The organism is Bradyrhizobium sp. LB13.1, from assembly GCF_054056815.1.
Map to the genome: position 1 here is coordinate 3125632 of NZ_JBSRYQ010000001.1, position 25272 is coordinate 3150903.

23 protein-coding genes and 5 pseudogenes are annotated in these 25272 nt (G+C 64.3%); 12 read left to right on the plus strand and 16 right to left on the minus strand.

Annotated features, from left to right (window positions below):
* Window positions 1–4 precede the first annotated feature (4 nt).
* The 7 genes from ACVWYI_RS14715 to ACVWYI_RS14745 all read right to left on the minus strand — a co-directional run bounded on the left by ACVWYI_RS14715 (window position 5) and on the right by ACVWYI_RS14745 (window position 5187).
* Window positions 5–469, minus strand: a complete 465-nt coding sequence (locus tag ACVWYI_RS14715; RefSeq protein ID WP_354107164.1) for a GFA family protein — start codon at window positions 467–469, stop codon at window positions 5–7.
* Window positions 466–2337, minus strand: a complete 1872-nt coding sequence (locus tag ACVWYI_RS14720) for a methylmalonyl-CoA mutase family protein (RefSeq protein ID WP_456662427.1) — start codon at window positions 2335–2337, stop codon at window positions 466–468. Before ACVWYI_RS14720 ends, ACVWYI_RS14715 begins: the two co-directional genes overlap by 4 nt.
* A gap of 81 nt (window positions 2338–2418) precedes the next feature.
* On the minus strand, window positions 2419–2910 hold the full coding sequence (folK, locus tag ACVWYI_RS14725; protein ID WP_354107166.1) for a 2-amino-4-hydroxy-6-hydroxymethyldihydropteridine diphosphokinase: 492 nt from the start codon (window positions 2908–2910) through the stop codon (window positions 2419–2421).
* Between the two features lies 1 nt (window position 2911).
* On the minus strand, window positions 2912–3280 hold the full coding sequence (gene folB / locus ACVWYI_RS14730) for a dihydroneopterin aldolase (protein ID WP_247349902.1): 369 nt from the start codon (window positions 3278–3280) through the stop codon (window positions 2912–2914).
* The gene (folP, locus tag ACVWYI_RS14735; protein WP_354107167.1) at window positions 3277–4137 is read right to left on the minus strand and encodes a dihydropteroate synthase; all 861 of its coding nucleotides are present in this window, start codon (window positions 4135–4137) and stop codon (window positions 3277–3279) included. The genes folB and folP overlap by 4 nt, the downstream gene beginning before the upstream one ends.
* Window positions 4138–4387: 250 nt before the next feature.
* Window positions 4388–4795: a DUF4332 domain-containing protein gene (locus tag ACVWYI_RS14740; RefSeq protein WP_211394090.1), complete on the minus strand. Its 408-nt coding sequence runs from the start codon at window positions 4793–4795 to the stop codon at window positions 4388–4390.
* A 26-nt stretch (window positions 4796–4821) separates the two neighbouring features.
* Window positions 4822–5187 carry a DUF2267 domain-containing protein gene (locus tag ACVWYI_RS14745; RefSeq protein ID WP_247349904.1) on the minus strand — a complete coding sequence of 122 codons (366 nt, stop codon included), beginning with the start codon at window positions 5185–5187 and terminating at the stop codon, window positions 4822–4824.
* A 348-nt stretch (window positions 5188–5535) separates the two neighbouring features.
* Between ACVWYI_RS14745 and ACVWYI_RS14750 the strand changes: the two are divergent.
* The 3 genes and pseudogenes from ACVWYI_RS14750 (at window position 5536) to ACVWYI_RS14760 (ending at window position 10050) form a co-directional block, all read left to right on the plus strand.
* Window positions 5536–7162, plus strand: a pseudogene (locus ACVWYI_RS14750) (helicase HerA-like domain-containing protein).
* A 147-nt stretch (window positions 7163–7309) separates the two neighbouring features.
* The gene (locus ACVWYI_RS14755; RefSeq protein WP_456662428.1) at window positions 7310–8638 is read left to right on the plus strand and encodes a glycosyltransferase family 87 protein; all 1329 of its coding nucleotides are present in this window, start codon (window positions 7310–7312) and stop codon (window positions 8636–8638) included.
* A 17-nt stretch (window positions 8639–8655) separates the two neighbouring features.
* A complete protein-coding gene (locus tag ACVWYI_RS14760) occupies window positions 8656–10050 on the plus strand; it encodes a M20/M25/M40 family metallo-hydrolase (RefSeq protein ID WP_456662429.1) in 1395 nt (464 codons plus the stop codon).
* Between the two features lie 220 nt (window positions 10051–10270).
* Here the strand turns inward: ACVWYI_RS14760 and ACVWYI_RS14765 are convergent, their stop codons facing one another.
* Both ACVWYI_RS14765 and ACVWYI_RS14770 read right to left on the minus strand, forming a co-directional pair.
* Window positions 10271–11050 carry a class II aldolase/adducin family protein gene (locus ACVWYI_RS14765; protein WP_456662430.1) on the minus strand — a complete coding sequence of 260 codons (780 nt, stop codon included), beginning with the start codon at window positions 11048–11050 and terminating at the stop codon, window positions 10271–10273.
* A 113-nt stretch (window positions 11051–11163) separates the two neighbouring features.
* Window positions 11164–12814 (minus strand): annotated as a pseudogene (locus tag ACVWYI_RS14770) (ArnT family glycosyltransferase).
* A gap of 313 nt (window positions 12815–13127) precedes the next feature.
* On the opposite strand from ACVWYI_RS14770, the gene ACVWYI_RS14775 reads away from it, so the two are divergent.
* Both ACVWYI_RS14775 and ACVWYI_RS14780 read left to right on the plus strand, forming a co-directional pair.
* The gene (locus ACVWYI_RS14775; protein WP_456662431.1) at window positions 13128–13994 is read left to right on the plus strand and encodes a DUF308 domain-containing protein; all 867 of its coding nucleotides are present in this window, start codon (window positions 13128–13130) and stop codon (window positions 13992–13994) included.
* Window positions 13995–14153: 159 nt separating this feature from the next.
* The gene (locus ACVWYI_RS14780; protein WP_036005917.1) at window positions 14154–14570 is read left to right on the plus strand and encodes a MucR family transcriptional regulator; all 417 of its coding nucleotides are present in this window, start codon (window positions 14154–14156) and stop codon (window positions 14568–14570) included.
* A gap of 136 nt (window positions 14571–14706) precedes the next feature.
* Here ACVWYI_RS14780 and ACVWYI_RS14785 read toward each other — a convergent pair whose 3' ends face one another.
* Together ACVWYI_RS14785 and ACVWYI_RS14790 are read right to left on the minus strand one after the other, a co-directional pair.
* Window positions 14707–15138 (minus strand): SufE family protein, encoded by a 432-nt coding sequence (locus ACVWYI_RS14785; protein WP_247349912.1) that lies wholly within the window; start codon window positions 15136–15138, stop codon window positions 14707–14709.
* 65 nt (window positions 15139–15203) lie between these two features.
* A complete protein-coding gene (locus ACVWYI_RS14790) occupies window positions 15204–15629 on the minus strand; it encodes a DUF5330 domain-containing protein (protein WP_247349913.1) in 426 nt (141 codons plus the stop codon).
* Window positions 15630–16034: 405 nt separating this feature from the next.
* Between ACVWYI_RS14790 and ACVWYI_RS14795 the strand changes: the two genes are divergently transcribed.
* From ACVWYI_RS14795 to ACVWYI_RS14805, 3 genes are all read left to right on the plus strand, one after another.
* On the plus strand, window positions 16035–17930 hold the full coding sequence (locus ACVWYI_RS14795; RefSeq protein WP_456662432.1) for a PAS domain-containing sensor histidine kinase: 1896 nt from the start codon (window positions 16035–16037) through the stop codon (window positions 17928–17930).
* Window positions 17923–18624, plus strand: a complete 702-nt coding sequence (locus ACVWYI_RS14800) for a peptidoglycan-binding protein (RefSeq protein ID WP_456662433.1) — start codon at window positions 17923–17925, stop codon at window positions 18622–18624. The genes ACVWYI_RS14795 and ACVWYI_RS14800 overlap by 8 nt, the downstream gene beginning before the upstream one ends.
* Before the next feature lie 69 nt (window positions 18625–18693).
* Window positions 18694–19038: a DUF1491 family protein gene (locus ACVWYI_RS14805; RefSeq protein WP_456662434.1), complete on the plus strand. Its 345-nt coding sequence runs from the start codon at window positions 18694–18696 to the stop codon at window positions 19036–19038.
* Here ACVWYI_RS14805 and ACVWYI_RS14810 read toward each other — a convergent pair.
* A complete protein-coding gene (locus ACVWYI_RS14810; RefSeq protein ID WP_456662435.1) occupies window positions 19035–20009 on the minus strand; it encodes a DUF2336 domain-containing protein in 975 nt (324 codons plus the stop codon). The genes ACVWYI_RS14805 and ACVWYI_RS14810 overlap by 4 nt on opposite strands.
* A gap of 254 nt (window positions 20010–20263) precedes the next feature.
* Here ACVWYI_RS14810 and ACVWYI_RS14815 point away from each other — a divergent pair.
* Window positions 20264–20453, plus strand: a pseudogene (locus ACVWYI_RS14815) (hypothetical protein).
* Window positions 20454–20468: 15 nt separating this feature from the next.
* The gene (locus tag ACVWYI_RS14820) at window positions 20469–21230 is read left to right on the plus strand and encodes a hypothetical protein (protein WP_456662436.1); all 762 of its coding nucleotides are present in this window, start codon (window positions 20469–20471) and stop codon (window positions 21228–21230) included.
* A gap of 14 nt (window positions 21231–21244) precedes the next feature.
* On the opposite strand, the gene arsC is transcribed toward ACVWYI_RS14820, so the two are convergent.
* From arsC to ACVWYI_RS14840, 4 genes and pseudogenes are all read right to left on the minus strand, one after another.
* Window positions 21245–21646, minus strand: a complete 402-nt coding sequence (gene arsC / locus ACVWYI_RS14825; protein ID WP_456662437.1) for an arsenate reductase (glutaredoxin) — start codon at window positions 21644–21646, stop codon at window positions 21245–21247.
* 61 nt (window positions 21647–21707) lie between these two features.
* Window positions 21708–22764 (minus strand): annotated as a pseudogene (gene arsB, locus ACVWYI_RS14830) (ACR3 family arsenite efflux transporter).
* A gap of 15 nt (window positions 22765–22779) precedes the next feature.
* Window positions 22780–22938, minus strand: a pseudogene (locus ACVWYI_RS14835) (arsenate reductase/protein-tyrosine-phosphatase family protein); the annotation flags it as partial.
* Entirely contained in the window at window positions 22931–23293 is a 363-nt protein-coding gene (locus tag ACVWYI_RS14840) for an ArsR/SmtB family transcription factor (RefSeq protein ID WP_247349922.1), read from the minus strand. The pseudogene ACVWYI_RS14835 and the gene ACVWYI_RS14840, both read right to left, overlap by 8 nt.
* 138 nt (window positions 23294–23431) lie before the next feature.
* On the opposite strand from ACVWYI_RS14840, the gene ACVWYI_RS14845 reads away from it, so the two are divergent.
* Both ACVWYI_RS14845 and ACVWYI_RS14850 read left to right on the plus strand, forming a co-directional pair.
* Window positions 23432–23746: an ArsR/SmtB family transcription factor gene (locus ACVWYI_RS14845; RefSeq protein WP_456664526.1), complete on the plus strand. Its 315-nt coding sequence runs from the start codon at window positions 23432–23434 to the stop codon at window positions 23744–23746.
* 48 nt (window positions 23747–23794) lie between these two features.
* Window positions 23795–25165 carry an NAD(P)-binding domain-containing protein gene (locus ACVWYI_RS14850; RefSeq protein WP_456662438.1) on the plus strand — a complete coding sequence of 457 codons (1371 nt, stop codon included), beginning with the start codon at window positions 23795–23797 and terminating at the stop codon, window positions 25163–25165.
* The last annotated feature ends 107 nt before the right edge of the window (window positions 25166–25272 follow it).

Here is a 25272-nt window from a genome sequence, read left to right on the forward strand (position 1 = left end):
GCGCTCAATCATGGTCCGGATGCTGATGGCTCACGATGGTCGCCATCTTCTCCGGTCCGTAATTCTGCTGCGTGGTCTGGCTCGGCAAATTGGAGATGCCGACCACCCAGCCCAGGCGGGATTCGGTGCCGAACTGCCGCGTCGGCACGATCTGGTCGGGGCGGTCGAAGGCGCCGGTCATGATCTCGATCCGGTCGCCGTCGATGCGGCCAAAACTCAGCGGCGTGCCGCAGGCGGCGCAATAGCCGCGGTCGGCGATGGAGGAGGAGCGGAAGAACGACGGCTTCCCCTTGGTCCAGGAAAAATCCGTCCGGTTGATGTCGGCGAACGAGGCGAACGGCGCGCCGCTCGCCTTCTGGCACATCCGGCAGTGACAGATCGAAACCTTGTAAGGTGCTTCCGTCAATGCAAAGCGGACCGCGCCGCATTGGCAGCCGCCGGTGAGAACGGGTTTGCCTGCTTCCGTCATGGCTGCTCCATCCGTCGATAGGCGTCCTGCAATGTCGCAAGCGCATCGCCACCGGCGAAGACGAAGCCCGTGACGCCGGCGGCACGCAGCGCCGCCTCGGTATCCGTCGGGCGGCCTGCCAGATAGATAAGTCTGCTACCTGCGGTTTGCAGGGCCTTCGCCGTTGCTTCGGCATGTTCCGCATAAACCTTGTCACTGGAACAAAGGCAGGCGAACTCGGCGCCGGAGGCCTTGAACGCGACAGCTAACTGGGATGGATCGGCAAAGCCCTCGCTGTCGACGGCCTGAATGCCGCCGGTCTCGAACAAGCTTTTGGCAAAGGTCGCCCGCGCCGTGAAATCGGCGGGCGTGCCGAGATTGGCCAAAAACACTTTTGGGCGCGCGCCGCGCGCCTTCAACGCCGCGTCCGATTTGTCGCGCAGCGCCTCGAACGGTTCCGCCAGCCGGATCGGCGACAGCGCGTCGAACTTGTATTTTTGCTCGCCGTAGGGCGCGAGCGCGACCGGCGTCCCGTTCAGCACCGCCGTCTCGCGCTCATGCAGGTTCGGGAACTCGCTGGCGCCGGTCAACACGTCGCGGCGATTTGCGATGCTGGCCTCACGCGCTTTTCGCGCGGCCGCGACCTTGCCCTGGAACACGCCTTGCTGAAGAGCGGCAAAAGCGCCGCCGGCTTTCTCGCTCTCCTGGAACAGTGCCCAGGCCGCGTCGCAGAGCTGCGCCGTCAGCGTCTCGATGCCGCCTGCGCCCGCCGCCGGATCGCTGACCCTGGCGAGGTTGCTTTCTTCCAGCAGCACGGCTTGCGTGTTGCGGGCCACGCGCCGCGCGAACGGATCGGGCAGACCCAGCGCCAGCGTGTGCGGCAGCACGGTGATTGCGTTGGCGCCGGCGAGTCCCGCCGCAAACGTCGCCATGGTCGCGCGTAGTATGTTCACATCGGGATCGCGCTGCGTCAGCATGCGCCAAGCGGTATCGGCGGCGACGAACAATGGCCTTGGCGTCAGCCCGCACGCCGTCTCAATGCGCGCCCAGAGCAGCCGCAGCGCGCGGAATTTTGCCATGGTGAGGAACTGGTCTGCATCCGCCGCAAGCCGCGCATAGACCATGCCCTGCGCCTGCTCCAGCGGAACGCCGGTGCCTTCAATCGCGCGCAAATAGGCGACACCGCAGGCGAGCACAAAGGCGAGCTCCTGCGCCTCGGAGCCGCCGGCATCGTGGATCACGCGTCCGTCGGCCGAAGCAAACGGCCCCTTGAAGCCGAGCGCGACGAGGCCCTTGATGCCGCCGGTCACGGCAGGAACGATCTCCTCCCAGCTATAAGGGCTGTGGCCCCACACCGCGCCCGCCGCGAGCGGGTCGAGCCCGAAGCGGATGTCGCAGGCACCGGGATCGATGCCGTTGCCCTTCACATATTCCGCGAGATGGATCGCCGCCATCCGCGATTGCGGACCGATCTCAAGCTCGAGGCCGATGCCGGCATCGAGATGGACGTCCTTCAAGATCTTTGCGACTGCGTCTGCGGTCGGTTCCAGCCCGAACCCGTGGGCGCCATTGCCGCCGGCGAACACCAGTGCAAGCCCCGTCGCGCCATTTTCGAGATCGGTCAGAGCTTGCGCATTCGCCGCACTTGCATCGGGATGGTCGATCCGCTGCATGATCTGCCAGGGCGCCGCCGCCAGCCGCCCCACCACGGGCGCAACGCCTTTGGCGCGCGGATAGAGCGGTTCGATCCTGACACCGTCATAGGTCTTGCCGACCAGCTTTTCGAACGGCGCGCCCTTCAGCACGCCATCGACCAGCTTGCGCCAGTCTTCGACGGTCGCCTTGGGAAAATCCGCCGCCAGCGGCAGGTCGTCAGTCACGGAGGTCATACGGCCAAGGGCTCCCGGAAATCTTGTTGTGCGCGGGCGAAATTGCCACGGCCGGCCGTCCCTGCAAACGGTTGTTTTTGGTTAACCGGTATCCGGAAGCCGCTCAATGCCTTGCGCCGAGACGCTGGCTAGCCCGTCGCGCACACGAATGCCGGCGATCACGCGGTCGGGCGCAATCTCGGCCAGCGGCACCAGCACGAAGGCGCGCACGAACAGGCGCGGATGCGGCAACGTCAAATCGGGCTTCTGAAACGACACATCGTCATAGGCGATCATGTCGAGATCAAGCGTGCGCGGGCCCCAGCGCCGCTCCTTGTCGCGCGTGCGGCCGAATTTCTGCTCGACCTTCTGCATTACGAACAGCAGCGCGTGCGGATCGAGATCGGTCTCGATCTCGACGCAGGCGTTGATGAATGGATCCTGGTCTTCGTCGCCCCAAGGCGGCGTCGAATAGTCCGACGAGCGCGCGATCATCGCAGCTTGCGCCATGCCGCAGATATGGGCGATCGCCTTTTGGAACGTCGCGCGGACATTGCCGACATTGCCGCCGAGTGCGATCAGCACGCTTGCCATGTCAGGGCTGCCGCGAGCGCGTCAGCATGATGCCGACGTCGTCGAAGATCGCGGCGATCGGCGCATGCGGCTTGTGCACGGTAATCTTGACCGCACGGATGCGCGGAAAGTGCGACAGGATGGCGTCGGCCACCGCGCCGGCCGCGCGCTCCAGCAGCTTGTAATTGGTGTTCTTGAACGCGGCCGTCGTGGTCGCCACGACGTCGGCGTAGGACACGGTGTCGGCTAGCCGGTCGCTGCGCGAAGGCTCCGACAGGTCCGTATAAAGCTCGAGGTCGATGACAAAACGCTGGCCGACCTCGGTCTCGTGCTCCATCACGCCGTGACGGGCATGGATCGACAGGCCGGTTACGAAGATCGTATCGGTCATGGCTTGCTCTCGATTGCATGCGCCACTCGCAGGGCCTGCAAGGTCTCGGCGACATCATGGGTCCGGATGATTTTTGCGCCGCGCTGCGCGGCGATCAGATGCGCGGCGATCGAGCCGGCGAGCCGCTCTTTCGGCTCCGACGGCGACACCGAAGCGATGAAGCGCTTGCGCGACGCGCCGACCAGGACCGGCAGGCCGAACATGTCGAACTCACGCAACCGCGCCAGCGCGGTCATGCTCTGCTCGGCCGTCTTGCCGAAGCCGATGCCGGGATCGAGCACGATCTTGTCGCGGGCGATGCCGGCTTGTGCGGCGATGTCGAGCGAGCGCTGAAAGAACACGGTCATGTCCGCGATGATGTCGATAGCGGGAACGACGCTGTCGCGGTTGTGCATGACGATGACGGGGACGCCTTTGGCGGCCACCAGCGGCGCCATGCCGGCGTCGCGTTGCAGGCCCCAGACGTCGTTGGCGATCGCAGCGCCCTGAGCGAGCGCGAACGCCACCACCTCCGCCTTCATGCTGTCGATCGAGACCGGCACGCCGAGCGACACGACGCCTGCCAGCACCGGCTTGAGCCGTACCAGTTCGTCTTCCGCCGTGACCGGCCGGGCACCCTTGTAGGGTCGGGTGGACTCGGCACCGATATCGATGATGTCGACGCCTGCCTCGATCATGGCCCGCGCCCGCGCGATTGCCTGCTCGGGCGCGATGAATTCGCCGCCGTCGGAGAAGGAATCCGGGGTGATGTTGAGCACGCCCATCACCGCCGGGATCGGCCGCTCGAGAAGCGTCCGCAGCACGTCAGGCCCGACTGAACCGGCCGCCGGGACGGATGGGGAAAGCGAGGCATTCATGCGCGTCGCTTTGCGCGGTCGGGAAGGGGGAGTCAAGAAGGGAGGGGAGCGCAAATACGTGCCACTCTATCACCATTCTGAGCTGGCCGCTTCTTCAGCGGCCCTCGAAGGGCGACGGCCCGACGCTCTCCGAGTGGTGGCAGCGGTGGCCGTTCATCCTTCAAGGCTCTCCACAGGACGCGTCGCGTCCCGTGCCTCGCACCTCAACCGACAACCGCTTCGCGGTTGCGCGGGGATGACGGAGCTACCATCAATACGAAATCTTCGGCGGCAGCTTCTTCGCCTTGGCGATGATGTCGCCGACCGACTTCTCGGAAGGAAGGATGCGGAGCAGCTTTTTCTTTTCGTTGGCATCGCGCATGCTCTGGGCGAGCCTTGCCGGATTCCGATAGGAGAGCTCGCGCACGGTGGTGACGCCGGCGGCGCGGACCAGTCCGACCTTGGCCCTGCCCATGCCGGGGATACGCATGTAGTCGGAGACGTTGGCCCATTCCAACAGCAGCTGCTCGCTGATGCCGGTCTTGGCGGAGAGCGCCTTGCGGCCCTTCACGGTTGAGGCCGCTTCGAGCAGCGCGTCGGTTGTGCGGATACCTTGCGCCTTCAACTTGTTGGCGGCAAAGGTCGACAGGCCCTCAATCTCGGAGATCGGATATGTCATGATACTCGATATGAAATGCGCAAGCTTCAGGCGAACTGGCTGAGGCCCGGTGTCCCCGCGATGATCTTGCCCATCTGATCCGCTCCGATTTTGTCTCGGCCGAAGCGAAAAAGTTCACGGGCGACGTTCTGAATCTCGGACATGCCAAGTCCCAGGCCCATCAGGCGCGTGCCGACGGCCATCAGGCCGCCGCCCATCAGCCGCGACAGTCCGCCGCCGCTCCTGGACGCCTCGATTGCGGCCTCCGCACCGGGGATATGATCGATTAGGGTCTGGACACTGTCGGAAGGCCCCTCGTTGCGGAGGAAGCCCAGGATAATGCCGATCGTCTTTTCAGCGTCAGCACTATCTATGCTGGCGATTGTCGCCAGCCGTCCGATCAGCTCGTCCATATGGCCTGCCCCTCAGCCGGTTCACATGCCGGGTATTGTTTTCGAAAATGATCTTGAGCCGGTGCGATGTGAAATACAAGCGATGAACGCCACCAACGTTCCGATTCACTCTCGAACGCGCGGCAAGTGTTGCAGCTATGCAAGAGCGGAGATGGAATCGGCGAAAAAATGCCGCGGTGCAAATGCGTCGTTCCTACTTTCGACGGATGCTGCTCGCATGTTTCCGATAATGTCGCATGCTTGGAGCGCGTTGAATGGTTTTAATCGGCGCGCAACATGCGTTAAAGTACGGAACTGGTGCATTCGAGTTTCGATACGCGAAACACGGCAGAGAGATCAGAGAGAATAATGACCGCACAGGACAGCGAGCTCGGCGACACCGACGACAAGATCTTCGTCGGCAAGGGAGACGAGCAGGCGTGGCTGACGCTGGCACTCGCCAATCGCCACGGCCTCGTCACGGGTGCAACGGGAACCGGCAAGACGGTGACGCTGCAAGTCATGGCGGAAGGATTTGCGCGCGCCGGCGTTCCGGTCTTCGCCTCCGACATCAAGGGTGACCTCTCCGGCATCTCCGAGGTTGGCGAAGCCAAAGACTTCATCCTCAAGCGCGCCACCCGAGATGGGGCTGACATTCCAGCCGGACCAGTTCTCGACGGTGTTCTGGGACGTATTCGGCGAGCAGGGACACCCGGTGCGGGCGACCGTCACGGAAATGGGCCCGCTGCTGCTTGCACGCATGCTCGACCTGAACGACGTGCAGGAAGGCGTGCTCAACGTCGCCTTCCGCGTCGCCGACGACAACGGCCTTGTCCTGATCGACATGAAAGATTTGCGGGCGCTACTCGATGCCATCGTGCCCGACAGCAGCAAGAAGGGGCCGGACGCCGCGGCGGATCCGCTCGCCGAGATTCGCAAAGCCGCGCAGGGTTTTGGCAACGTCACCAAGGCCACCGTCGGCACCATCCAGCGCCAGCTTCTGGTGCTGGAGAACCAGGGCGGCACCAAATTCTTTGGCGAGCCGGCGCTGACGCTGAAAGACTTCATGAAGACCGACCGCGACGGCCGCGGCATGGTCAACATTCTCGTCGCCGACAAGCTGCTCCAGAGCCCACGGCTTTACGCGACATTCCTGCTGTGGATGTTGTCAGAACTGTTCGAGGAGCTGCCGGAGGCCGGCGATTTGCCAAAGCCGAAGCTGGTATTCTTCTTCGACGAGGCGCATCTGCTTTTCAACGACGCGCCCAAGGCGCTGATGGACAAGATCGAGCAGGTGGTGCGTCTGATCCGCTCCAAAGGCGTCGGCGTTTATTTCGTGACGCAAAACCCGGTCGACGTGCCCGACCGCGTGCTCGGGCAATTGGGCAACCGGGTGCAGCACGCGCTGCGCGCCTTCACGCCGCGCGACCAGAAGGCGGTCGCCGCCGCGGCCCAGACTTTTCGGCCCAACCCGAAGCTCGACACCGCCAAGGTGATCATGGAGCTCGGCAAGGGTGAGGCGCTGGTGTCCTTTCTCGAAGGCAACGGCACGCCCGCGATGGTCGAGCGGGTGATGATCCGGCCGCCCTCGGCCCGGATCGGACCGATTACGCCGGCAGAGCGGAAGGCGATCATGGATGCAAGCCCGGTGAAGGGCAAATACGACACCGCCGTTGATGATGAGTCCGCCTACGAGATGATCCAGAAGCGCATTGCCGGCACGGCTGCGCCTGCCGATCCAGGCGCGGCGGGCGGTGGAGGCGGCGGCATCCTCGGCCAGATCGGCTCGATCGTCGGCACCATCTTCGGCACCAACGTCAAGCGCGGCCGCCTGTCGACGGGCCAGGTCATCGCGCGCGACATGACCCGATCGGTGACCAACCAGGTGATCGGGGGGATGGCGGCCAATATCGGCAAATCGGTCGCCGGCAAGCTCGGTGGCTCGATCGGCCGCACGCTGGTCCGCGGCGCGCTCGGCGGCTTGCTGCGGCGCTAGGCATGCAGTCGCCGTTTTAGGCCGTTCGCCGTATCAGGCCGTTTTCGGGAAGTTGCCTGATGCGCGACGGGAACAAATTCGGGTGAACAGGACTCTCCAAGCGTCCATCGGTCTGCTAGGTGCTATGGCCCATGACTGGACCACACCGTGACCTCACCTGAATCTTTCGCCGAACCCGGCGCACTCCGAACCCTGTCGCTGCGTGCGCCGCTCGACCTGCTCTTCCTGCTCTGCTGCTTCATCCTGGCCGCCGACGTCCTCGGTCCCGAGATCTTCGGGCATGGCAAGACCAAGGATTACGGGCTGTGGTACTGGGCCGGGCAGCAGGTCTTGCAGGGTGGGCCGCTCTATCCCGACGACATCCATGAGTACTTCGAGTTCATCTACCCACCGCTGCCGGCAATCCTGCTGGCGATCCCGAGCTGGTTCGGCAAGGTCGCGCTCTACACCGTGCTGTCGATCCTGAATATTGTGGCGTGGTGGTACACGGGAATGTTTTCCAACGCCATGACCGGTTCGGGCCACAGGCCCGGCCCCTGGCTGGAGGCGCTGCCCGCTTTCGTCACCGTGACTTTCGTGTTCGACATGTTCGATCTCGGCCAGCCGAACCTCGTCCTGCTGGCGATGATGCTCTACGGCTTCTGGAGCTTGCAGCATCAGCGCTCCTGGCTTGCAGGCTTCATGTTCGCGCTCGCCACCGCCATCAAGGTGTTTCCCATTGCGGTGCTGCCCTATCTGGTCTGGCGACGGAAGTGGGGGGCCGCCGTTGCAACAATTACCTTCACCGGCATGCTTCTCTATGTCGTGCCGGCACCCATTCGCGGCTCCGAGCGCAACGCCGCCGAGCTCAAGACCTGGTATCAGGGCATGGTCGGGTCGAGCTCGGAAAAGGGATTTGGCCAGCGCGACGAGCAGAACTGGTCGTGGGTGAACCAGTCCCTCATTGCTGTCACGCACCGGCTGGTCCGGCCGATCAACTACAATCAGGAAGATGCCAACAAGCCGCCGCGCACGATGAATGTCATTGACGTCGATTACAGGACGGCGAACTGGATCGTGCTGGTGCTGTCGGCGTTGCTCGGACTCGCCTTCGTCGCGATCATGCCACGGCAGGGGCGGCGAACGGCGCGGTCGGACGCCGAAGAGCTCGGCATCCTGTTCTGCCTGATGACGGTGGCATCGCCCCTGGCGCGGCAATACTACTTCATGTGGCTGTTCTTCCCGATGACGGTGCTGATGCATCGCGCCGCCTTCGACGAGCGGGCGAACGTACGCCTGGGAACCTGGCTCGCCCTAGGCGCCGCCGGCGTGCTCATGCTGCTGTCGCTGCCGTGGTTTCCCAATGTCTTTCAGGCCTGGGGCAATAACCTCGTCGCCACGGCGGTCCTCGCAGGTAGCCTCGCATGGAACATCCGCCATCCGCCGGATGCGGCTGGTCCCAAGGCCGCGGCAGCGCTAAAAGCCAAGACATCTTGAACGCAGGGAACACGACCATGGCCAATGCACAGCTTCAATCCGTGCTCGACCACATCGACAAGGATTTCGACAACAGCCTGGAGCGTCTGTTCTCGCTGTTGCGGATCAAGTCGATCTCCGCCGATCCCGCCTTCGCGGCGGATTGCAAGGCGGCGGCCGAACATCTGGCCAAGGACATCGCGAGCCTCGGCGTTGCGACTGAAGTGAGGCCGACCGCCGGCCATCCCGCGGTCGTCGGCAAGAGTGTCGCCGGTGGCCGGCCGCATGTGCTGTTCTACGGTCACTACGACGTGCAGCCCGTCGATCCGCTCGATCTCTGGCACCGTCCGCCATTCGAGCCTGTTGTCACCGACCATGCAGACGGCCGCAAGATCATCGTCGCGCGCGGCGCCGAAGACGACAAAGGCCAGGTCATGACCTTCGTCGAGGCCTGCCGTGCCTGGAAGAAGGTGACGGGCTCGCTGCCGATTGACGTCACTTTCCTGATCGAAGGCGAGGAAGAGGTCGGCTCGAAGAATTTCGTGCCATTCATCGAAGCCAACAAGGCCGAGTTTGGGGCGGACTACGTGCTGGTCTGCGACACCGGCATGTGGGATCGCGACACGCCGGCGATCACGACGTCGTTGCGCGGCCTGCTCTACGAAGAGCTGAAGATCACCGCCGCCAATCGCGACCTGCATTCAGGCGTGTTCGGCGGTACGGCGATGAACCCGATCCGGGTGCTGACCAAAATTCTGGGCAGCCTGTTCGACGACGACAACCGCATCACCATCTCCGGCTTCTATGACGGGGTGAAGGATGCACCGCCGGACATTCTCGCGCAGTGGAAGAAGCTCGACTTCACGCCGGAGACGTTCCTCAAGCCAGTCGGGCTATCGATACCGGCCGGCGAGAAGGGCCGGCTCCTGGTCGAGCAGGCTTCCACGCGTCCGACCTGCGACGTCAACGGCATCTGGGGCGGCTATATCGGCGAGGGCTCCAAGACGGTGATTCCGTCACACGCATCGGCAAAGGTGTCGTTCCGATTGGTCGAAGGCCAGGATCCCGCGAAGATCCGCAAGGCTTTCCGCGAGTATGTGTCGGCGCGGATTCCGGGAGATTGCAGAGTTGAATTCGGCGACCATTCCGCCGGGCCTGCGATTGCGCTCGACTGGAACATGAAGCCGCTCGCCGCGGCCAAGACCGCGCTGACCGAGGAATGGGGCAAGGAGACCGTGCTGATGGGATCGGGCGCCTCGATCCCGATCGTCGCCGACTTCAAGCGCGCGCTGGGGCTCGACTCACTGCTCGTCGGCTTCGGTCTGGACGACGACAATATCCACTCGCCGAACGAGAAGTACGACCTGCGCAGCTTCCAGAAAGGCATCCGCTCCTGGGCCCGCATCCTCGCCGCGCTCGCGGAGGTGAAGTAGGAACGCCCCCTATCCCCGTCATTGCGAGCGAAGCGGCGAAGCGAAGCAATCCAGTATCCCTCCGTGGAAACAGTCTGGATTGCTTCGTCGCAAGAGCTCCTCGCAATGACGAGCAGAGCAGGCCGCACCAAATAAAAACGCCGCCCGGAATTGGACGGCGTTTTATTCGAAAAGGTGTAGAGGTTAGTTGACCGCTACCTTACACCAAATCCGGAAAATCTCAAGACCGGTAGCCCGGAAGCTCGCGGTCGAGCTTGCGGAGCAGCGGCGGCCACACCAGGTTGGTAGCGCGCAGCTCGGCGCGGTCGCGGTTGGCGAGCAGCTCGGTGTTCTTGTCGATCGCGATGTCGTCGACCGGATAGACCGGCGTGCCCAGCGCGCGCGTACGCACCTGCATCGAGCAGGCGCGCTCGAGGTGATACATGCGCTCGAAGGCCGAGGCGACCGAGCGGCCGACCGTCATCGTGCCGTGGTTGCGCAGCAGCATGTGGTTGTGGTCGCCGAGATCCTTCTGGAGCCGCGGCCGCTCGTCATGGTCGAGCGCGATGCCTTCATAGTCATGATAGGCGAGGTCGTGGGTGACGAGCTGGGCGGTCTGGTTCAGCGGCAGCAGGCCTTCGGCGCTGCTCGACACCGCGGTGCCGTCGAGGGTGTGGAGATGCAGCACGCAGATCGCGTCCTCGCGCACCTCGTGGATCGCCGAATGGATGGTGAAGCCAGCCGGGTTGATGCTGTACTCGCTCTCGGAGAGCTGGCTGCCGTGCAGATCGACCTTGACGAGGCTCGACGCCGTAATCTCGTCGAACATCAGCCCGTAGGGATTGATGAGGAAGTGATGCTCCGGGCCGGGTACGCGCGCAGAGATGTGCGTGTCGACCAGATCGTCCCAGCCGTAGAGCGAGACAAGCCGATAGCAGGCGGCGAGATTGACCCGTTGCTGCCACTCGGCCTCCGTCATGTTCGACGGCACTTCCTTCAGACGAGCTTCCGCTGGCGACATGGCCTATCTCTCCGAACATCGTTGTTGCGGAGCGGGAGCGTAGCCTTGGTGATGGCCGGCGGCAAGGCGCTGAAAGCGCGGCAGTTAGGCGTGGCCCGCATAGAGAAAAATTATTACGGCGCCGGGATCGAGAGCAGGCTGGAAATGCTGCTGCCGCGGATGTCGTAGACGCGGGCGAACACCACGTCGTCGCGCTTGATCTCGACCAGCACAGGCGCGGTGAGGCCCTTGCAGTAGAACTCACCGAGCGTCAATGGCGAAATCGGCGGCATGGGAATCCCAGCCGATGGTGAAGTCGGGGCCGAGCGCGACCTGGGCGGGGCGCTGCGGGCCGCACACGGCGACCTTCCATTTGCGGTTGCGCGGCGGCACTTCCTGGCGCTCGACGAGCTGCTCACGCAATTCGTCGGAGGCCTGCTTCAGCGCGAGGCCCCAATAATCCAGCATGAAGCGATCGTCGGCGCCGCGCACGGTGCCGGCGATGTGGTTGAAGTGGGTGTATTGATACGGATGCAGCCGGATCATCTCGGCGAGCGAGAGCGCAAGGCCAAAGCAGAAGGTCGCGAGCACGACCGGCTGCCAGGTGCGGTGATTGGCGCGCAGGCGCTCCATGGCCCAGCCAAAGGCGACGCCGCCGAGCACCGCCATCGGCGGGATCACAAAGACGAAGTGGCGGATGCCGTTGTACAGCGCCGGCCGCTTCACCATCGCGATCGCGAGCGGCAGGGTCGCGGCGAGCGTCAGCATCAAGAGGATGGTTTTGCGGCGGGCGGGAATCTCGCGACGCGGCAGCATCGCGAAGGTGCCGATCACGGCGCCGAACATCAGCACCAGCATCACTTCGGGCAGTTGAAGCGCGAACAGCGTCGGCAGATAGCACCAGGGCATGTCGGGCACGGACACGATCGCGCCGTCGAACATCTCCTTCCAGGGCTTCTCGAAGAAGTGCGAGAAGTAGGTCAGCGCCTCGAAGGGATTGCCGGGCTCGATGATTGACCACGGCCAGATCAACCCCATCACGAGGTAGCCGAGCACGAGGCCGGGCAGCAGCAAATAGACGACATGAGCGAAGCGGCGGACCGATTCGCGCGGGCCCTCGCCACGCAGTTCCTCCAGGAACAGCGGCATGAAGCCGATCACGGCATAGACCAGCGCAAGGCCGCCAAGGATGCGGGTGCCGAGCGAGAGGCCGGCGCCAAGGCCGACGATCAGGATCGTGCGCGGCGAAGGCTGCGGATATTCTTCGGCGAGGCGGACCAGACCCAGCATCAGGATGATCATGGCCACCGCGAAGGGCGCATCCTTCGGATTCATGAACATGTGGCCGTAGAAGATCGGGCAGAGTGCGAGCAGCAGGAGCGAGGCAAGTCCCGCAAGGGGGCCACCGATGCGGCGGCCGAGCCGCCACGTCACCGCAAGCCCGATCACGCCGACGACGGCGCCGACCAGACGCCGCGTCTCGAACAGCTCGAGCGGAATCACCTTGTGCAGGAGAGCCGCGACCATGTCGAAGCCGCCGCCATACATATAGAGGTTGGCGAAGGAGAGTGCCGCGGTGTCCTTGAAGCCGGAACCGAACATGCGCAGCAACAGGTCGGCATATTCAGCGTGGGTGTAGTCGTCCCAGCCGAGCCCGTAGTCGCGGAAGGTCAAGCCTGCAATGACGGCGACCGCAGCCAGCACCAGCATGGCGAGATCGTCGCAAGTCCGTTCAACCGAGCGCCGCAGAGGCGTGTCGATCGCCGAGGTCGTGATGGATGTCATGGCTATTGGTGACCCGGAATCCCCGCTTGGCCCTGCTGGTGCGCGCGGGCCTGCTCCCCGGAATCCCTATAGCGCAGTTCCATTACCAAGTAATTGGGCATTATGGCTAAATTCCTGATGCGACGCAGCAAATCCGACCAACTTGGGAGCTACTTAGAACTAGCGATCCGTAGCTGAAGGGAATGTGAATAAGTGCCTGATATCCTTCCCTTCAGGAACAGAGGCTTCAATTCGACGTTGGCGTGGAACACGGTATGACGGTATCGTGGCGTGACGGGTGTCGCGTATGGCTGCGCGGCCGGGGGTGAGTTCGATGGCGTTGGTATTGTTGATCGCGGGGATTTTCGCCGTTCTGGCGGGCCTCCTTGCGATCCTGTTTGGCTTTACCGTCAGGGAATTCAGTCTCGGCAGCACCCTCATAATCTCCGGCTCCATCGGCGTCTGCTCCGGGATGTTACTGGCCGGCCTTTACGTCGTCGTCGCGGAACTGAAGGGCATCGCGCGCCGGCTGGCTGGATCAGTCGCACCGTCCGATGTTCGGGTCAGGCCCGTCCTGCCGGGCCCCGGGATGCCTGGAACGCCCGCGCCCGAGCCGGTGGGCCTTGCGAAGATCGAGCCGACGCCGCCATTGCCTGCCTCAGGGCCGCCGCCGTGGCAGAACGAAGCGGCCGCGCGGGAGCGTCCGCGCATCGAGCCGTCGCCGGAACCGGAAGTTCCGGTCCTGCCTGAGGCTGCGGAACCGCCGCGCCGGCGTAACCTGATGTTCGCCTCGACCTCCCGCAAGGAGCGCGAGCGCGCGGAGGCGAAGGGCGGCGAGGGCGTGCCGCCGCTGCCGCATGCGGAGCCGCCGGCGGCGCCTGACGCACCGGATGGTCCGCCTGCGAGCTTTGACGACGCCTGGCCGAAGCCGGACCGTATGAGGCCTCAGGAGCCGCCGGCCGCCTCGCGGCGCCCGCCGCCGCGCTCGCCGTCGACCTTCGCGGAGGCTGCTCCTCCACCTGCACCCGAGCCGGCTCCAGCGGTCGAGCAGGCGCCCGTGACCGTGCTCAAATCCGGCATCGTCGATGGCATGGGCTATTCGCTCTATTCCGACGGCTCGATCGAAGCGCAGATGCCCGAGGGCATGATGCGCTTTGCCTCGATCGACGAGCTGCGCGCCCATCTCGACCAGCGGTCCTGAGATCTGCTGCAGGCAAGTAAAGCGTGGCTATTCTTGTCGCACCGCCAGTAAATCAGTCCAGCCTCGTCAGTCATCTCATTTCAGCCGAACGTATTGTTGACACGGAATACTTCCGCGTCGTCAATCCCGTGAGACGCAAGGTCGAGAAAGGTCGGGCCCATGTCGGATGCCGGGGCTAAGAATTTCATTGAGCTGACCGCGAGCATCGTGTCGGCCTATCTCAGCAACAATCCGACGCCTGCGGCTGAGATTCCGAACCTGATCAGCCAGGTGCACGGTGCCCTGGTGCGGGTGTCGTCAGGCCGCACCGAGACAGCGCCGCTCGAGCCGGCGAAGCCGGCGGTCTCGCTGAAGAAGTCGATCGCGCCGGATTATCTGGTCTGTCTGGAAGACGGCAAGCGCTTCAAGTCGCTAAAGCGCCATCTGCGCACCCAGTACAACATGACGCCGGAGCAATACCGCGAGAAATGGGGCCTGCCTGCCGACTATCCCATGGTCGCGCCGAACTATGCGGTGGCCCGCTCGCAGCTTGCGAAGCAGATGGGACTGGGGCAGCAGCAGCGGAAGCGGAAGTAGAGCCGCTGTTACATCAGCTCACTCGGCCCTCATCCTGAGGAGCCCGCAAAGCGGGCGTCTCGAAGGACGGCCGCGGGCGAGAGCGGGGCCGTCATGGTTCGAGACGCGCGTTCCGCGCTCCTCACCATGAGGGTCCTCAGGACGCTTCCGCGAGCGCTTCTTTCGCGTCGGTCTTGATACGCTCGACCATCGAGCGCAGGCCGTTGGAACGCTGTGGCGTCAGATGATCGCGAAAGCCGAACTCGTCGAACACGGCAATGGCGTCAGTTGCAAGAATCTCCTGCGGCGTGCGGCCGGAGTAAAGCGACAGCACGATCGCGACCAGCCCGCGCACGATGTGGGCGTCACTGTCGCCGCGATATTTCAGGATCGGCGCGCCGCCATGGCGATGATCGATCAGCTTCTGGAGCCAGACCTGGCTGACACAGCCGTTCACCTTGTTCTCGGCCGAATGCTCAGCCTCGGACATCGGTTCCAGGGTACGGCCGAGCTCGATGACGTACCGGTAGCGGTCGTCCCACTCGTCCAGAATCTCGAAATTGTCCCTGATTTCGTCGATCGTCGTCATGCTGGCCCGTGTTCCCGTTCAGGCCAATATAGGGACAAGGCCGTGAAATCGATAGGGTTTGGGGGCTAATTCGCTGGCGCAGGCGGCGGGCCGCGCCATTCCAGCGCAAGGTCGTCCTGGGATAGGGTGTCGCGCGGCGCTTCGCTCGTAGCAGTGTCGCCTTCGCCGGCCAGCGCGATCGAGCCGGTGTGGTCGGGCGCCTTCTTGTCGGGCTTCTCGAGCTGCTCCTTCTTGTCGTTGATGATCTGGTAGATCTTGCGCGCGCCGTCCTGTGCGCGCTGGCCGATGATGGTCGCGGCCTGTCCGCCGACCTCGCAGGCCGCGGGCTGGCGCTTGCAGAACTGGGTCATGTCGGAGACGGCCGCGGTCGCAGCCTGCACCGCGTCGGCGGCGCCGATCTGCGGCAGCTTGTCCGATTCGGGCGTCTTGTCCCGCGGCAGGAGCACCAGCACCAGCCCGAGCCAGAATGTGATGCGAAGCAGAAAGCGCATCTTGCGACCTGTATGTTAGATCCCGCCGCGGCATCTCCGCGGATGTCGGACCTAGCAACTCTCGATAAATCGCAAGTGATTGCCTTCCGCTTAATTCGCAGAAAATTTACGCAAAAATCTTCGAAATCGAGGGTCTCGTAAATTTCGATTGACGCCCACGCCCGTGATTCTGCCGGCACGCCCATCCACCATTTCGAAACCATGCGGATCACGGTGAAACCCTGCGTTCACCATTCTTGCCGATGACGTCGTCAAATCGTCTAAAAAGCCCCGCGATGACACGGTGTCCGGCGGCACGCCGCATCGCCTTAGTGTTCGTTTAAGGTCACTCTGACACGGTGACCCCACGATAAGGAGAGGCGTTCCGGCACGTCTTCTCGACGAGTAAGCCGAAGCGCGAGATCCGTGACAGTTTTGAGTATCATCCGCGATTGTCTCGATGCGCTGCTGCATCCCTCCGCGCGTTACGACGCGCTGACGCGAGCACGCCATCGTGCCTTCATGGCGCCGCGTCTGCTCGGCAGCCTGGCCGCCTTTGCCGCATTCCCGGTCTATCTCGCCATGCGCGGCGCGCCGAGCGCGATCGAGGTCGCCGCCTTCGCCTGGCTGATCGCGCCGATCCTGTTGTCCTGGTTCCTGTCGCGCACCGGGCGCTACGAAGGCGCGCATGTGCTGTCGTCGATGGCGCTCGCGGGCCTGATCATGGCGGTTGCGGTTACGACCGGCGGCATCGAATCATTCGCCGCGATCTGGCTGGTCGTGGTTCCCCTCGAAGCTGCGTTGTCGGCCTCGCGCCGTGTCGCGGCCTTTGCCTCGCTGCTTGCACTGTCCTGCGCCGGCATCCTCATCCTTGTCAGCCAGCTCGGCTGGCTGCCGATTGGCGACACCAGCGCCGCGGAGCGCGGCGTGCTGATGGCGTTCGGCGTCGCCTCGGCGACCCTCTATGCCGCAGGCCTCGCCTTCGGGGCGGAATCGCTCGCGCGCACCAGCTTTGCGCTGCTGTCGCGTGAGGAAGAGCGTTACCGCCTGCTGGCGCGGAACATGAGCGACGTCATCTCGCGGCATCGGCGCAACGGCGCGGTGCAGTTCATCTCGCCGGCGGTGGAAGCCATGCTCGGTGTGCCCGTCGCTCAACTGCTCGGCCACGGCCTGTTCGACCGGGTCCATGTCGCCGATCGTCCGGCGTATCTGACGGCGCTGTCCGATGCCGCGCGCGGCGACGTACGCAGTGTCGAGTTCCGGTTGCGCCGGGAGCCTGTCGGCTCGGAGCGTGGCCAAATTGATTTCATCTGGGTCGAGTTGCGCTGCCGCCCGCTCGATCAGGATGCGGGCCGTGATGCCACGCGCGAGGCCGATGTCGTCGCCGTGATGCGCGATGTCACCGACCGCAAGCTTTCCGAGCAGGCACTCGATCGGGCGCGCAGCGCCGCCGAGGATGCCGACGCCGCCAAGACGCGCTTCCTCGCCACCATGAGCCACGAACTGCGCACGCCGCTCAACGCCATCATCGGCTTCTCCGAGATGATCGCGCAGGAGCAGACCTTGATGCTGGGCGCGGCCCAGCGCAGGGAATACGCCCAGCTCATCAACGATTCCGGCCAGCATCTGCTCTCGGTCGTCAACGGCATCCTGGACATGTCCAAGATGGAATCGGGCAATTTCGAGATTGCCTCCGAGCCGTTCGCGCCGCGTGCATCGCTGATGCATTGCTGCAATCTGCTGGCGCTGAAGGCGCGGGAGAACGGCGTCGATCTCGTCACCGATGCGCCGCAGGACCTGCCTTTCATGACCGGCGATCCGCGCGCCTTCAAGCAGATCGTGCTCAACCTCGTCGCCAACGCCATCAAATTCACCGAGCGCGGCGGTCAGGTCACCGTAACAGCCGCGGTGTCGGGCTCGCAGCTTGCGCTAGGCATCAGCGACACCGGAATCGGCATCGCGCCTGACGATCTCAAGCGCGTCGGCGCGCCGTTCTTCCAGGCCGGCAAGACTTATCAGCGCCGTCACGAAGGAACCGGCCTCGGACTTTCGATCGTGAAGAGCCTCGTGGCGTTGCATCTCGGCGAATTGACGGTACAAAGCAGGCTTGGCGAGGGCACCGCCGTCACCGTCAAGCTGCCGCTCGTCTACACGCCGCCCCAGGCCAAGACCTCTGATCAAAAGACGTCTGATGAAAAGACTTCCGATCAAAAGACGTCTGAGGCGAGCGAGAGCAAGATCGCGACGCTGACGCCGGTGCCGCGTCAGGAATCTCACGACCAAGTTCAGGACCAACCCGCTCTGGTGAAGAAAAGTGCCTAAGAAGTCTGCCAAGGACGAAGCCGCTCCGCGCCGCCGTGGCGCCAAGGCCGCGGTGATCGACGTCGAAACCGAGCGCAATCTCGTGGTGCGCGTGCTGCTGCACAGCCCGAAGGATACGCTGGCCGGTCTCGTCGCCGTTGCCGCCATCAGCGCGATCGTTGCCAATGCGCTGTTCCTCCAGACCGGCCGGCATCCGGCGCCGATGTTCGGTACCGTGATCAATCTTCCTGCGCCGTCATCCCTGCCGTTGTCGAACCCCTTGCCGCGTCCGCGTCCCGTCGGCGCCGATACCTCGCCGCTCGAGCCGAGAGCGACGGAGTTTCGTGCCGAGCCCAGACCTGCGGAGAAGGCGCCGGAGAAGCCGGTTGAGGCGACCGCATCGACGCCGCGCTCAGGCGATCCCATGACTAATCTGGTCAAGCAAACGGCGTCGGTGCCGCCGTCCGTCGCCATCGCGCGTCCGCCCGCGCCGATTCCGGTGCAGCAGAGCCCGGCCGCGCGGCGTATCGCCGGTGTGCAGCGCGCGCTGTCCGAATACGGCTACGGGAATTTGAAGGTCACGGGCGCGATGGGCGGCGAGACCCAGTCCGCGATCCAGAAATTCGAGCGCGAGCACAAGATGCAGGTCACCGGTCAGGTGTCCGACCGCCTGCTGCGCGAGCTCGGCGCCGCGATCGGCCACCCCGTCGAATAAGCATCAGGCTTCGCAGGGTCCGAAGCCCGAAGGCTGGTGCTCATTGCAGCCCTGGCCTATCGTGCGCCCATGCGATTGAAATCAAACATCTGGGTCTCAGCCTATCTGCGCCGGTGCCAGACCGAGGGCGTGTTCGGCGCGGTGCGCCGGCGCGGCGCCGAGGAGGCGGGCGCGGTGTTCGTGAAAGTGTCGCTGCTCGACGGCAATGCGATGCTCTACGCACCGGCGCCGCAGACCGTCTATGACGAGGGCCGGCCCGTCGATCGCTACTTCGTGCCGGTTGCGCCGCAGCCCTTGCCGGAGCACACCATCGAGGAACGGCTGACCAAGGAAATACGCTTCGATCAGGACGTCTGGATCGTCGAGACCGAAGACCGCGCCGGGCGGCATTTCCTCGAACTGGCGAAGGCCTAACGATCCGACCCGTCGGTGCCCGTCCGCACCGCAGGCGCGGAGCCGGGCTGCACGCCCGGGCGCGTCTGGCTTGCGCCCGCACGCGCGCGCTGACGATCGCTGTCATGCAGCGACGGCTGGTACTTCGCGCGGGTGACGGCGAGTGTCGAGCCGCGCCAGGCGGCCAGCAACACCAGCGCCGAGCGATCGCTGAGGCGATCGTAGAGCCGCGACAGCCGGTACACGTCGGTCACGGAGTTGCCGATCTCCGGCTTAAAGAACAGCAAGATGCGCTGGAACACAGGACTCGGCATGTCGAGCGCGCGCGCGGCGACCGCGAGCGCTTCGCCGCTCGCATCGTCGACGATCTGGGCTGCGACGCGCGAGGGCAGGATCAGGCTGTCGCCGAGCTCGAAGGTGAAATTCTCGACATCGCCCGCGATCGCCGCCATCTCCAGGATCTGGATCGCGCGCTTGGCACGCACGGTCGGAATCCGCGGCGCGGCCTTCAGCGGGGTCTGCGCCAGATTGTGCAGGATCAGTGCGCGCTCGGAGGCGCCGGCGCGGAAGAACATGTCGTGGATCTCGGCCGCGTCCTTTGGCTGCATCGCCATATTCGAGGCCATGCGCTGCTCGGCCTCGGTTGGCGTGCGAACCGGGGAGGGGGCAGGCGGAGCTACCGGGATTTCGCGCGCAAGCGGAACCCTGCGGCCCTCCTGCGCGGCCGACAGTCCGAGCTTCTGCATGATCGGGGCGGGCGTCGAGGGATAGATCGCAAGCCGCGCCTTGACGGCCGCGCGCGTCGCGTCGTCGACCTGGTCGATCAACCGCATGGCAAGCTCGACGAACTGGCGCTGCTCGTCGTCGCTGTGGGTGCTCGACTGAACATAGAGGTCGGTCAGCACGCGCAGCAGCGTCGGACGAACATCGACGCCTTCGCGACGGGAGAGGGACATCAGCCCGTCGAATCCTGGAAACAGCGACTTGGTCATGGAGAGATACGCGACCTGGAAAAGATACTGGCAGCTAGCCTATCGCGGGCTCCTTTAAAGGCTCGTTAAGGAAAACGAGGCGTGAAGCCCAATGCGCGTTTTGAAGCGTTCCGTGCCGCAAGGGGACGGTAGGTCCGGCCCGTGCGGTTACGGTCCGGCCGGCACGTTTACACCCCGTTAACCATGAACTGATCTTAATGAATGCATGTTGCATGAGCGCGCCGGGTCGCGCGGCAATTGATAGAGAGCTGATCATGGGGACCATTATCGAATTTCCGGCCGGTCGCCGGGTGGGGCGCGTCGGGTGACGTGGTTCCGCGCGCGGACATGGGAACGATTCTGATTCTCCCCGTGATCCGCATCGAGCGCGAGAGCGACGAGCCCCGCGGCGATCACGGGCCGGAGCAGGGCACAGCGCCGGGGCGCCGTCGTCGTCGCCGCTAACATCCGGCTTTTGCAATGCCGGAAAACCTCCGCCAGATCCGCCCCGTCGTAGCGGCCATCCTGCTCGTATCGCTGGGCGCTGCGCTCGCCGCCTGCAGCGGCGGTGATTTCGGCCGGACCCGCGCCGACATGCGCAGCGACGACATGCATCGCTGGCTGGGCGCTGAAGTCACCTCCAGCATCGGCCTGAAGCCGTCGCAATTCCAGCTCACCGACGAAGAGCGCCAGCTTCGCGACCTCGCCTATCCCCTGATCGAGCCGCCGCTGTCGCGGCCCGCCTGGAAGAGCGTGTTCGGCGACTACAAAGCGCTGCCCTCGCCCTGGCGGCAAAAGATCGTGTTCGACCGCACCATGTACGGACGCACGCTGATCGACGAGCCGCACCGTTCGCATTCCTCGCGCTATGCGCAGCTGATCGAGGACGTGCGCAATGACATCACTCGCTTCGAGCCGTTCTTCGGCTCTGCGATCCGCGTCATCGACCTCGACAAGAAGCGCAACGCCAGCATGGCGCGCATCTCCAGCCTCTCGCCGAAGGAGAAGGAGGACGCGGTCGAGCGCATGCAGGAGAATTCGCTGATCATCCAGTGGGTGCAGCAATGCCTCGAGCAGCGCGTCTCGTCGTATCGCTGGGGTCTGGAGCGGCTGGTGATCCAGGCGCCCGACGGCATGGCCGCCGATGCCGATCGGCTGATCGGCGAACTCGCCGCCCAGACCGCCAACCCGCCGGTCGCGGCCCAGCCGCCGTACGGCCGCGCGGTCGTCTCGAAGGGCTAGAATTTCTCGCGAACCTACTTGGCCTCGACCACCTCGCCATCCTCTTTCACGAACCGGCCGACGGGATTGTCCAGGAGATCGATGACGGCTTCCGAGGGCCGGCACAAGCGTGTGCCGCTGGGCGTCACCACGATCGGACGGTTGATCAGGATGGGGTGCGCGAGCATCTGGTCGATCAGCTCGTCGTCCGTCCATTTCGGGTCGTCGAGGCCGAGATCGCGATAGGGCGTGCCTTTCTCCCGCAGAAGCGCGCGAGCGGAGATGCCCAGGGCCTTGATCAGCTCGACCAGCTTTTTGCGGGATGGCGGCGTCTTCAGATATTCGATGACGACGGGCTCGGCGCCGCTCTGCCGGATCATCGCCAGGGTGTTGCGCGAGGTGCCGCAGGCGGGGTTGTGATAGATCCTGACGCTCACGATCGGGCCTCCACGACAGTTGCGGGCTCGCGCACGTCGGCACAGCGAATAGATAGTGTCGTCATTGCCGGACCTCAACCGCAGTGGCCGCCTTGCCAGCGCCTGCCTCGTACCAGCCTCTGGTCGCCTTCACGATGCGGACGACGGATAGCATCACCCGGTACTTCGACAAGAACGCCGACCACAGTTGCAAGCGCTGCGCCGGAGTCCAGACCGAACAAGCTGATCGCGGCAGCGACTGCCAACTCGAAGAAGTTGCTCGCGCCGATCAGCGCTGCTGGAGCGGCGACGCACCAGGCCACGCCAAACCGCTGGCTGAGCCAATACGCCAGGCCCGCATTGAAATAAACCTGGACGAGGATCGGCACCGCGAGGATCGCGATCACGCCCGGCTGCCTGACGATCTGCTCTCCCTGAAAGCCGAATAGGAGAACCAGCGTCGCCAGAAGCGCAACGAGCGAAAGAGGTTGCAGCGTCCGCAGGCTGCGGGCGAATGCAGCTCCCCCCTTTTGCAGCAACACCCTTCGCCACACTTGCGCGACGATCCCGGGGACCACGATGTATAGCAAGACCGACAGGAGCAACGTGCCCCAGGGGACGCTGATGGAGGCCACCCCGAGCAGCAGTCCCACGAGCGGTGCGAACAGGAAAACCATAATCACGTCGTTGAGCGCGACTTGGCTCAAAGTGTAGTGAGGCTCGCCTTCGCACAGGTTGGACCATACGAACACCATGGCGGTGCAAGGCGCGGCGGCCAGCAGGATCAGGCCCGCGATGTAGGACGAGATCTGGCCCGCTGGCAGCATCGGTGCGAACACATGGCCGATGAAGAACGAGCCCAGCAGCGCCATCGAGAATGGCTTTATGGCCCAGTTGATGAAAAGGGTAACGCCCACGCCGCGCCAATGCTCACGGACTTGGCCCAATGAGCCGAAATCAATCTTCAGCAGCATCGGCACGATCATGAGCCAGATGAGCGCCGCAACCGGCAGGTTGACCTTGGCAACCTCAGCGGTCGCGACCGCAGCAAAGAAGCCTGGCAAGACATGTCCCAGCGCTACGCCGGCCACGATGCAAAGCGCAACCCAGAGAGTAAGGTATCGTTCGAAGAGTCCCATGGGCTACGCCACATCGCGCAGCGCCAGCGGATGCGCCGCGGCTTTCGGCCTGCTGCCGGCGGAGAACGCCCGAAACCGGCCGGCACCGTCCTTGCGGAGGATCGACTCGGCGAAGCTCGAGCGCGCCGAATTGCCGGTGCACAGGAACAGCACATTGAACATCTGATCAGGCACGGCTTCGCTCCTTTCGTTTTGGCGAGCAGCAGGCTTGAAGGCTATCGACGACCGGCTCGCAAACTTCCGGCCGCCCGCCGCAGCAATCCCGCAGCAGGAAGACCGCAACGTCCCGGAATTCGGCAAGGTTGGCGCGGTACACGATCGAGCGGCTGTGTCGCTCGGAGGTGACAAGGCGCGCGCGTGTCAGGATCGACAGATGGGCCGACAGCGTGTTCGGCGGGACTTCCAGCAGGCGGGCGAGATCGCCGGCCGGAAGGCCGTCGGGCTCGTGCCTGACGAGCGTCCGGAAGGCCTCCAGACGGGTCGACTGCGAGAGGGCTGCGAGCGCAAGAACGGCTTCTTCGGTTTCCATATATCCAGATTTATGGAAATATTGGGGGGAGTCAATCCGGAAATCCGTGCCGCTCCATACAGATTGTATTGAAGTGGTATTTCGAACATTCTAGAAATACAGTTGACAGCAACTGGCGATCGGCGCCTGATGGCGCTCATGAAGATTGACGACGCAGCAGCACGCCTGGAAGCCTTGGGCAACCGGACACGGCTTCAGATTTACCGGGCCCTGGTCCGGGCTGGACGATCGGGCATGCCCGTCGGTCGCTTGCAGGACAAGCTGAAGATCCCCGCATCGACGCTGTCCCATCACATCAAGTCTCTGGTCGCGGTCGGGCTCATCAGTCAGGTTCGGGAATCCACGACCCTGGTCTGTCACGCAAACTACGACGGAATGCGTGGCTTGGTGGACTTCCTGGTGTCCGAATGCTGTGCCGACGAAACCGAATGCAAGAATGCCAAAACGGCGTGATTTTTTGGTCTAATTATTCGATAATTCTAGAATGATGGGAGAAGTGGAATGAGCGGTGAAAAAACGGTTGCTGTCATCGGGGCAGGGCCCGTCGGCCTGGCTGCGGCCGCGCACGTGCTCGAACGCGGCATGTCGCCCGTCGTGTTGGAGGCCGGGCACGAAGCCGCGCACGCGGTGCGTCAATGGCAACATGTCCAGCTCTTCTCGCCGTGGGAGTACAATATCGACAAGGCCGCGGCGCGCCTGCTGACGCCGACCGGATGGAATTCGCCGGACCCAAGCGCCTATCCGACCGGTGGCGAACTGCTTGATCGATATTTGATGCCGCTTGCGACGCGAACGCCACTGCGCGAGGTGATCCGGACATCCAGTCGCGTCTCGGCCATCAGCCGCGTCGGTTTCGACAAGGCGAAGACCAGGGGAAGAGAGCAGGCGCCCTTCGAAATCCGCTATCAGAACGGCGGAGGTCCGGAAGTGCTGCGCGCGGATGCCGTGATCGATACATCAGGCACATGGTTCTCGCCCAATCCGGCGGGCCGCAACGGCTTGCCGGCGATCGGCGAGCGTGAATGCGCCGGCCACATCGCCTACGGCATGCCGGATCTGCGGGGCGCCGATCGCGCCAGATATGCCGGGAAGACCGTCGCCGTGCTCGGCGCCGGCCATTCCGCGGTGGGCACGCTGATCGATCTCGTCCATCTCGCCGACGAGGCGCCGGGGACGCAAGGTATCTGGCTGTTGCGCGGCGCCGATCCCGCGAAGGCTTTTGGCGGCGGCCGGAATGACAAGCTTGCTGCACGCGGAGAACTCGGCAGCGCCTTCGCTGCGCTTGTTGCCTCCGGGAAGATCAAGGTCGAATCCGAATTCGGCGTCACGCATCTCTCGGAATCCGAAGGTTGCCTCGAGATCGCGGCCGGCGCCTGTTGTGGCGCCCGAAGTGTGATCGTGGACGAGCTGATTGTCTCGACGGGCTTTCGTCCCGATTTTTCGTTCCTGTCCGAATTGCGCCTGCGGCTCGATCCCGCCATCGAGGCGCCGGTCGCCTTGGCGCCGCTCATCGATCCCAACGAGCACAGCTGCGGCACGGTGCGCCCGCATGGCGCGCGCGAGCTCTCGCACGATGAGCCGGGCTTCTACATGGCGGGCATGAAGTCGTATGGCCGCGCGCCGACCTTTCTCATGATGACAGGGTATGAGCAGGTCCGCTCGATTGCGGCCGATCTCGCCGGCGACAAGGAAGGCGCCGCAAGAGTGGAGCTCGTGCTGCCGGAGACCGGCGTCTGCACGCGCGGCGGCGTCGAGTCCACTGAAGCGGCATCAGGATGCTGCGGTGGGCCGGCGAAGCAGGAACCAACGGCCTGTTGCGCTGCCGATGAATCGGCGAAGAAGGCCGGCGCTTCGGGGTGCGGTTGTTCATGAATTTGGTTCTTGCAGGTGAAGCCGGAGATTCTCCCACCGTGGTTCGTGCGCCGTTTCGGCTTGGGGGCGGGAGGACAGCATTCGTAACGTGAGCGGTCGGTCGCTGA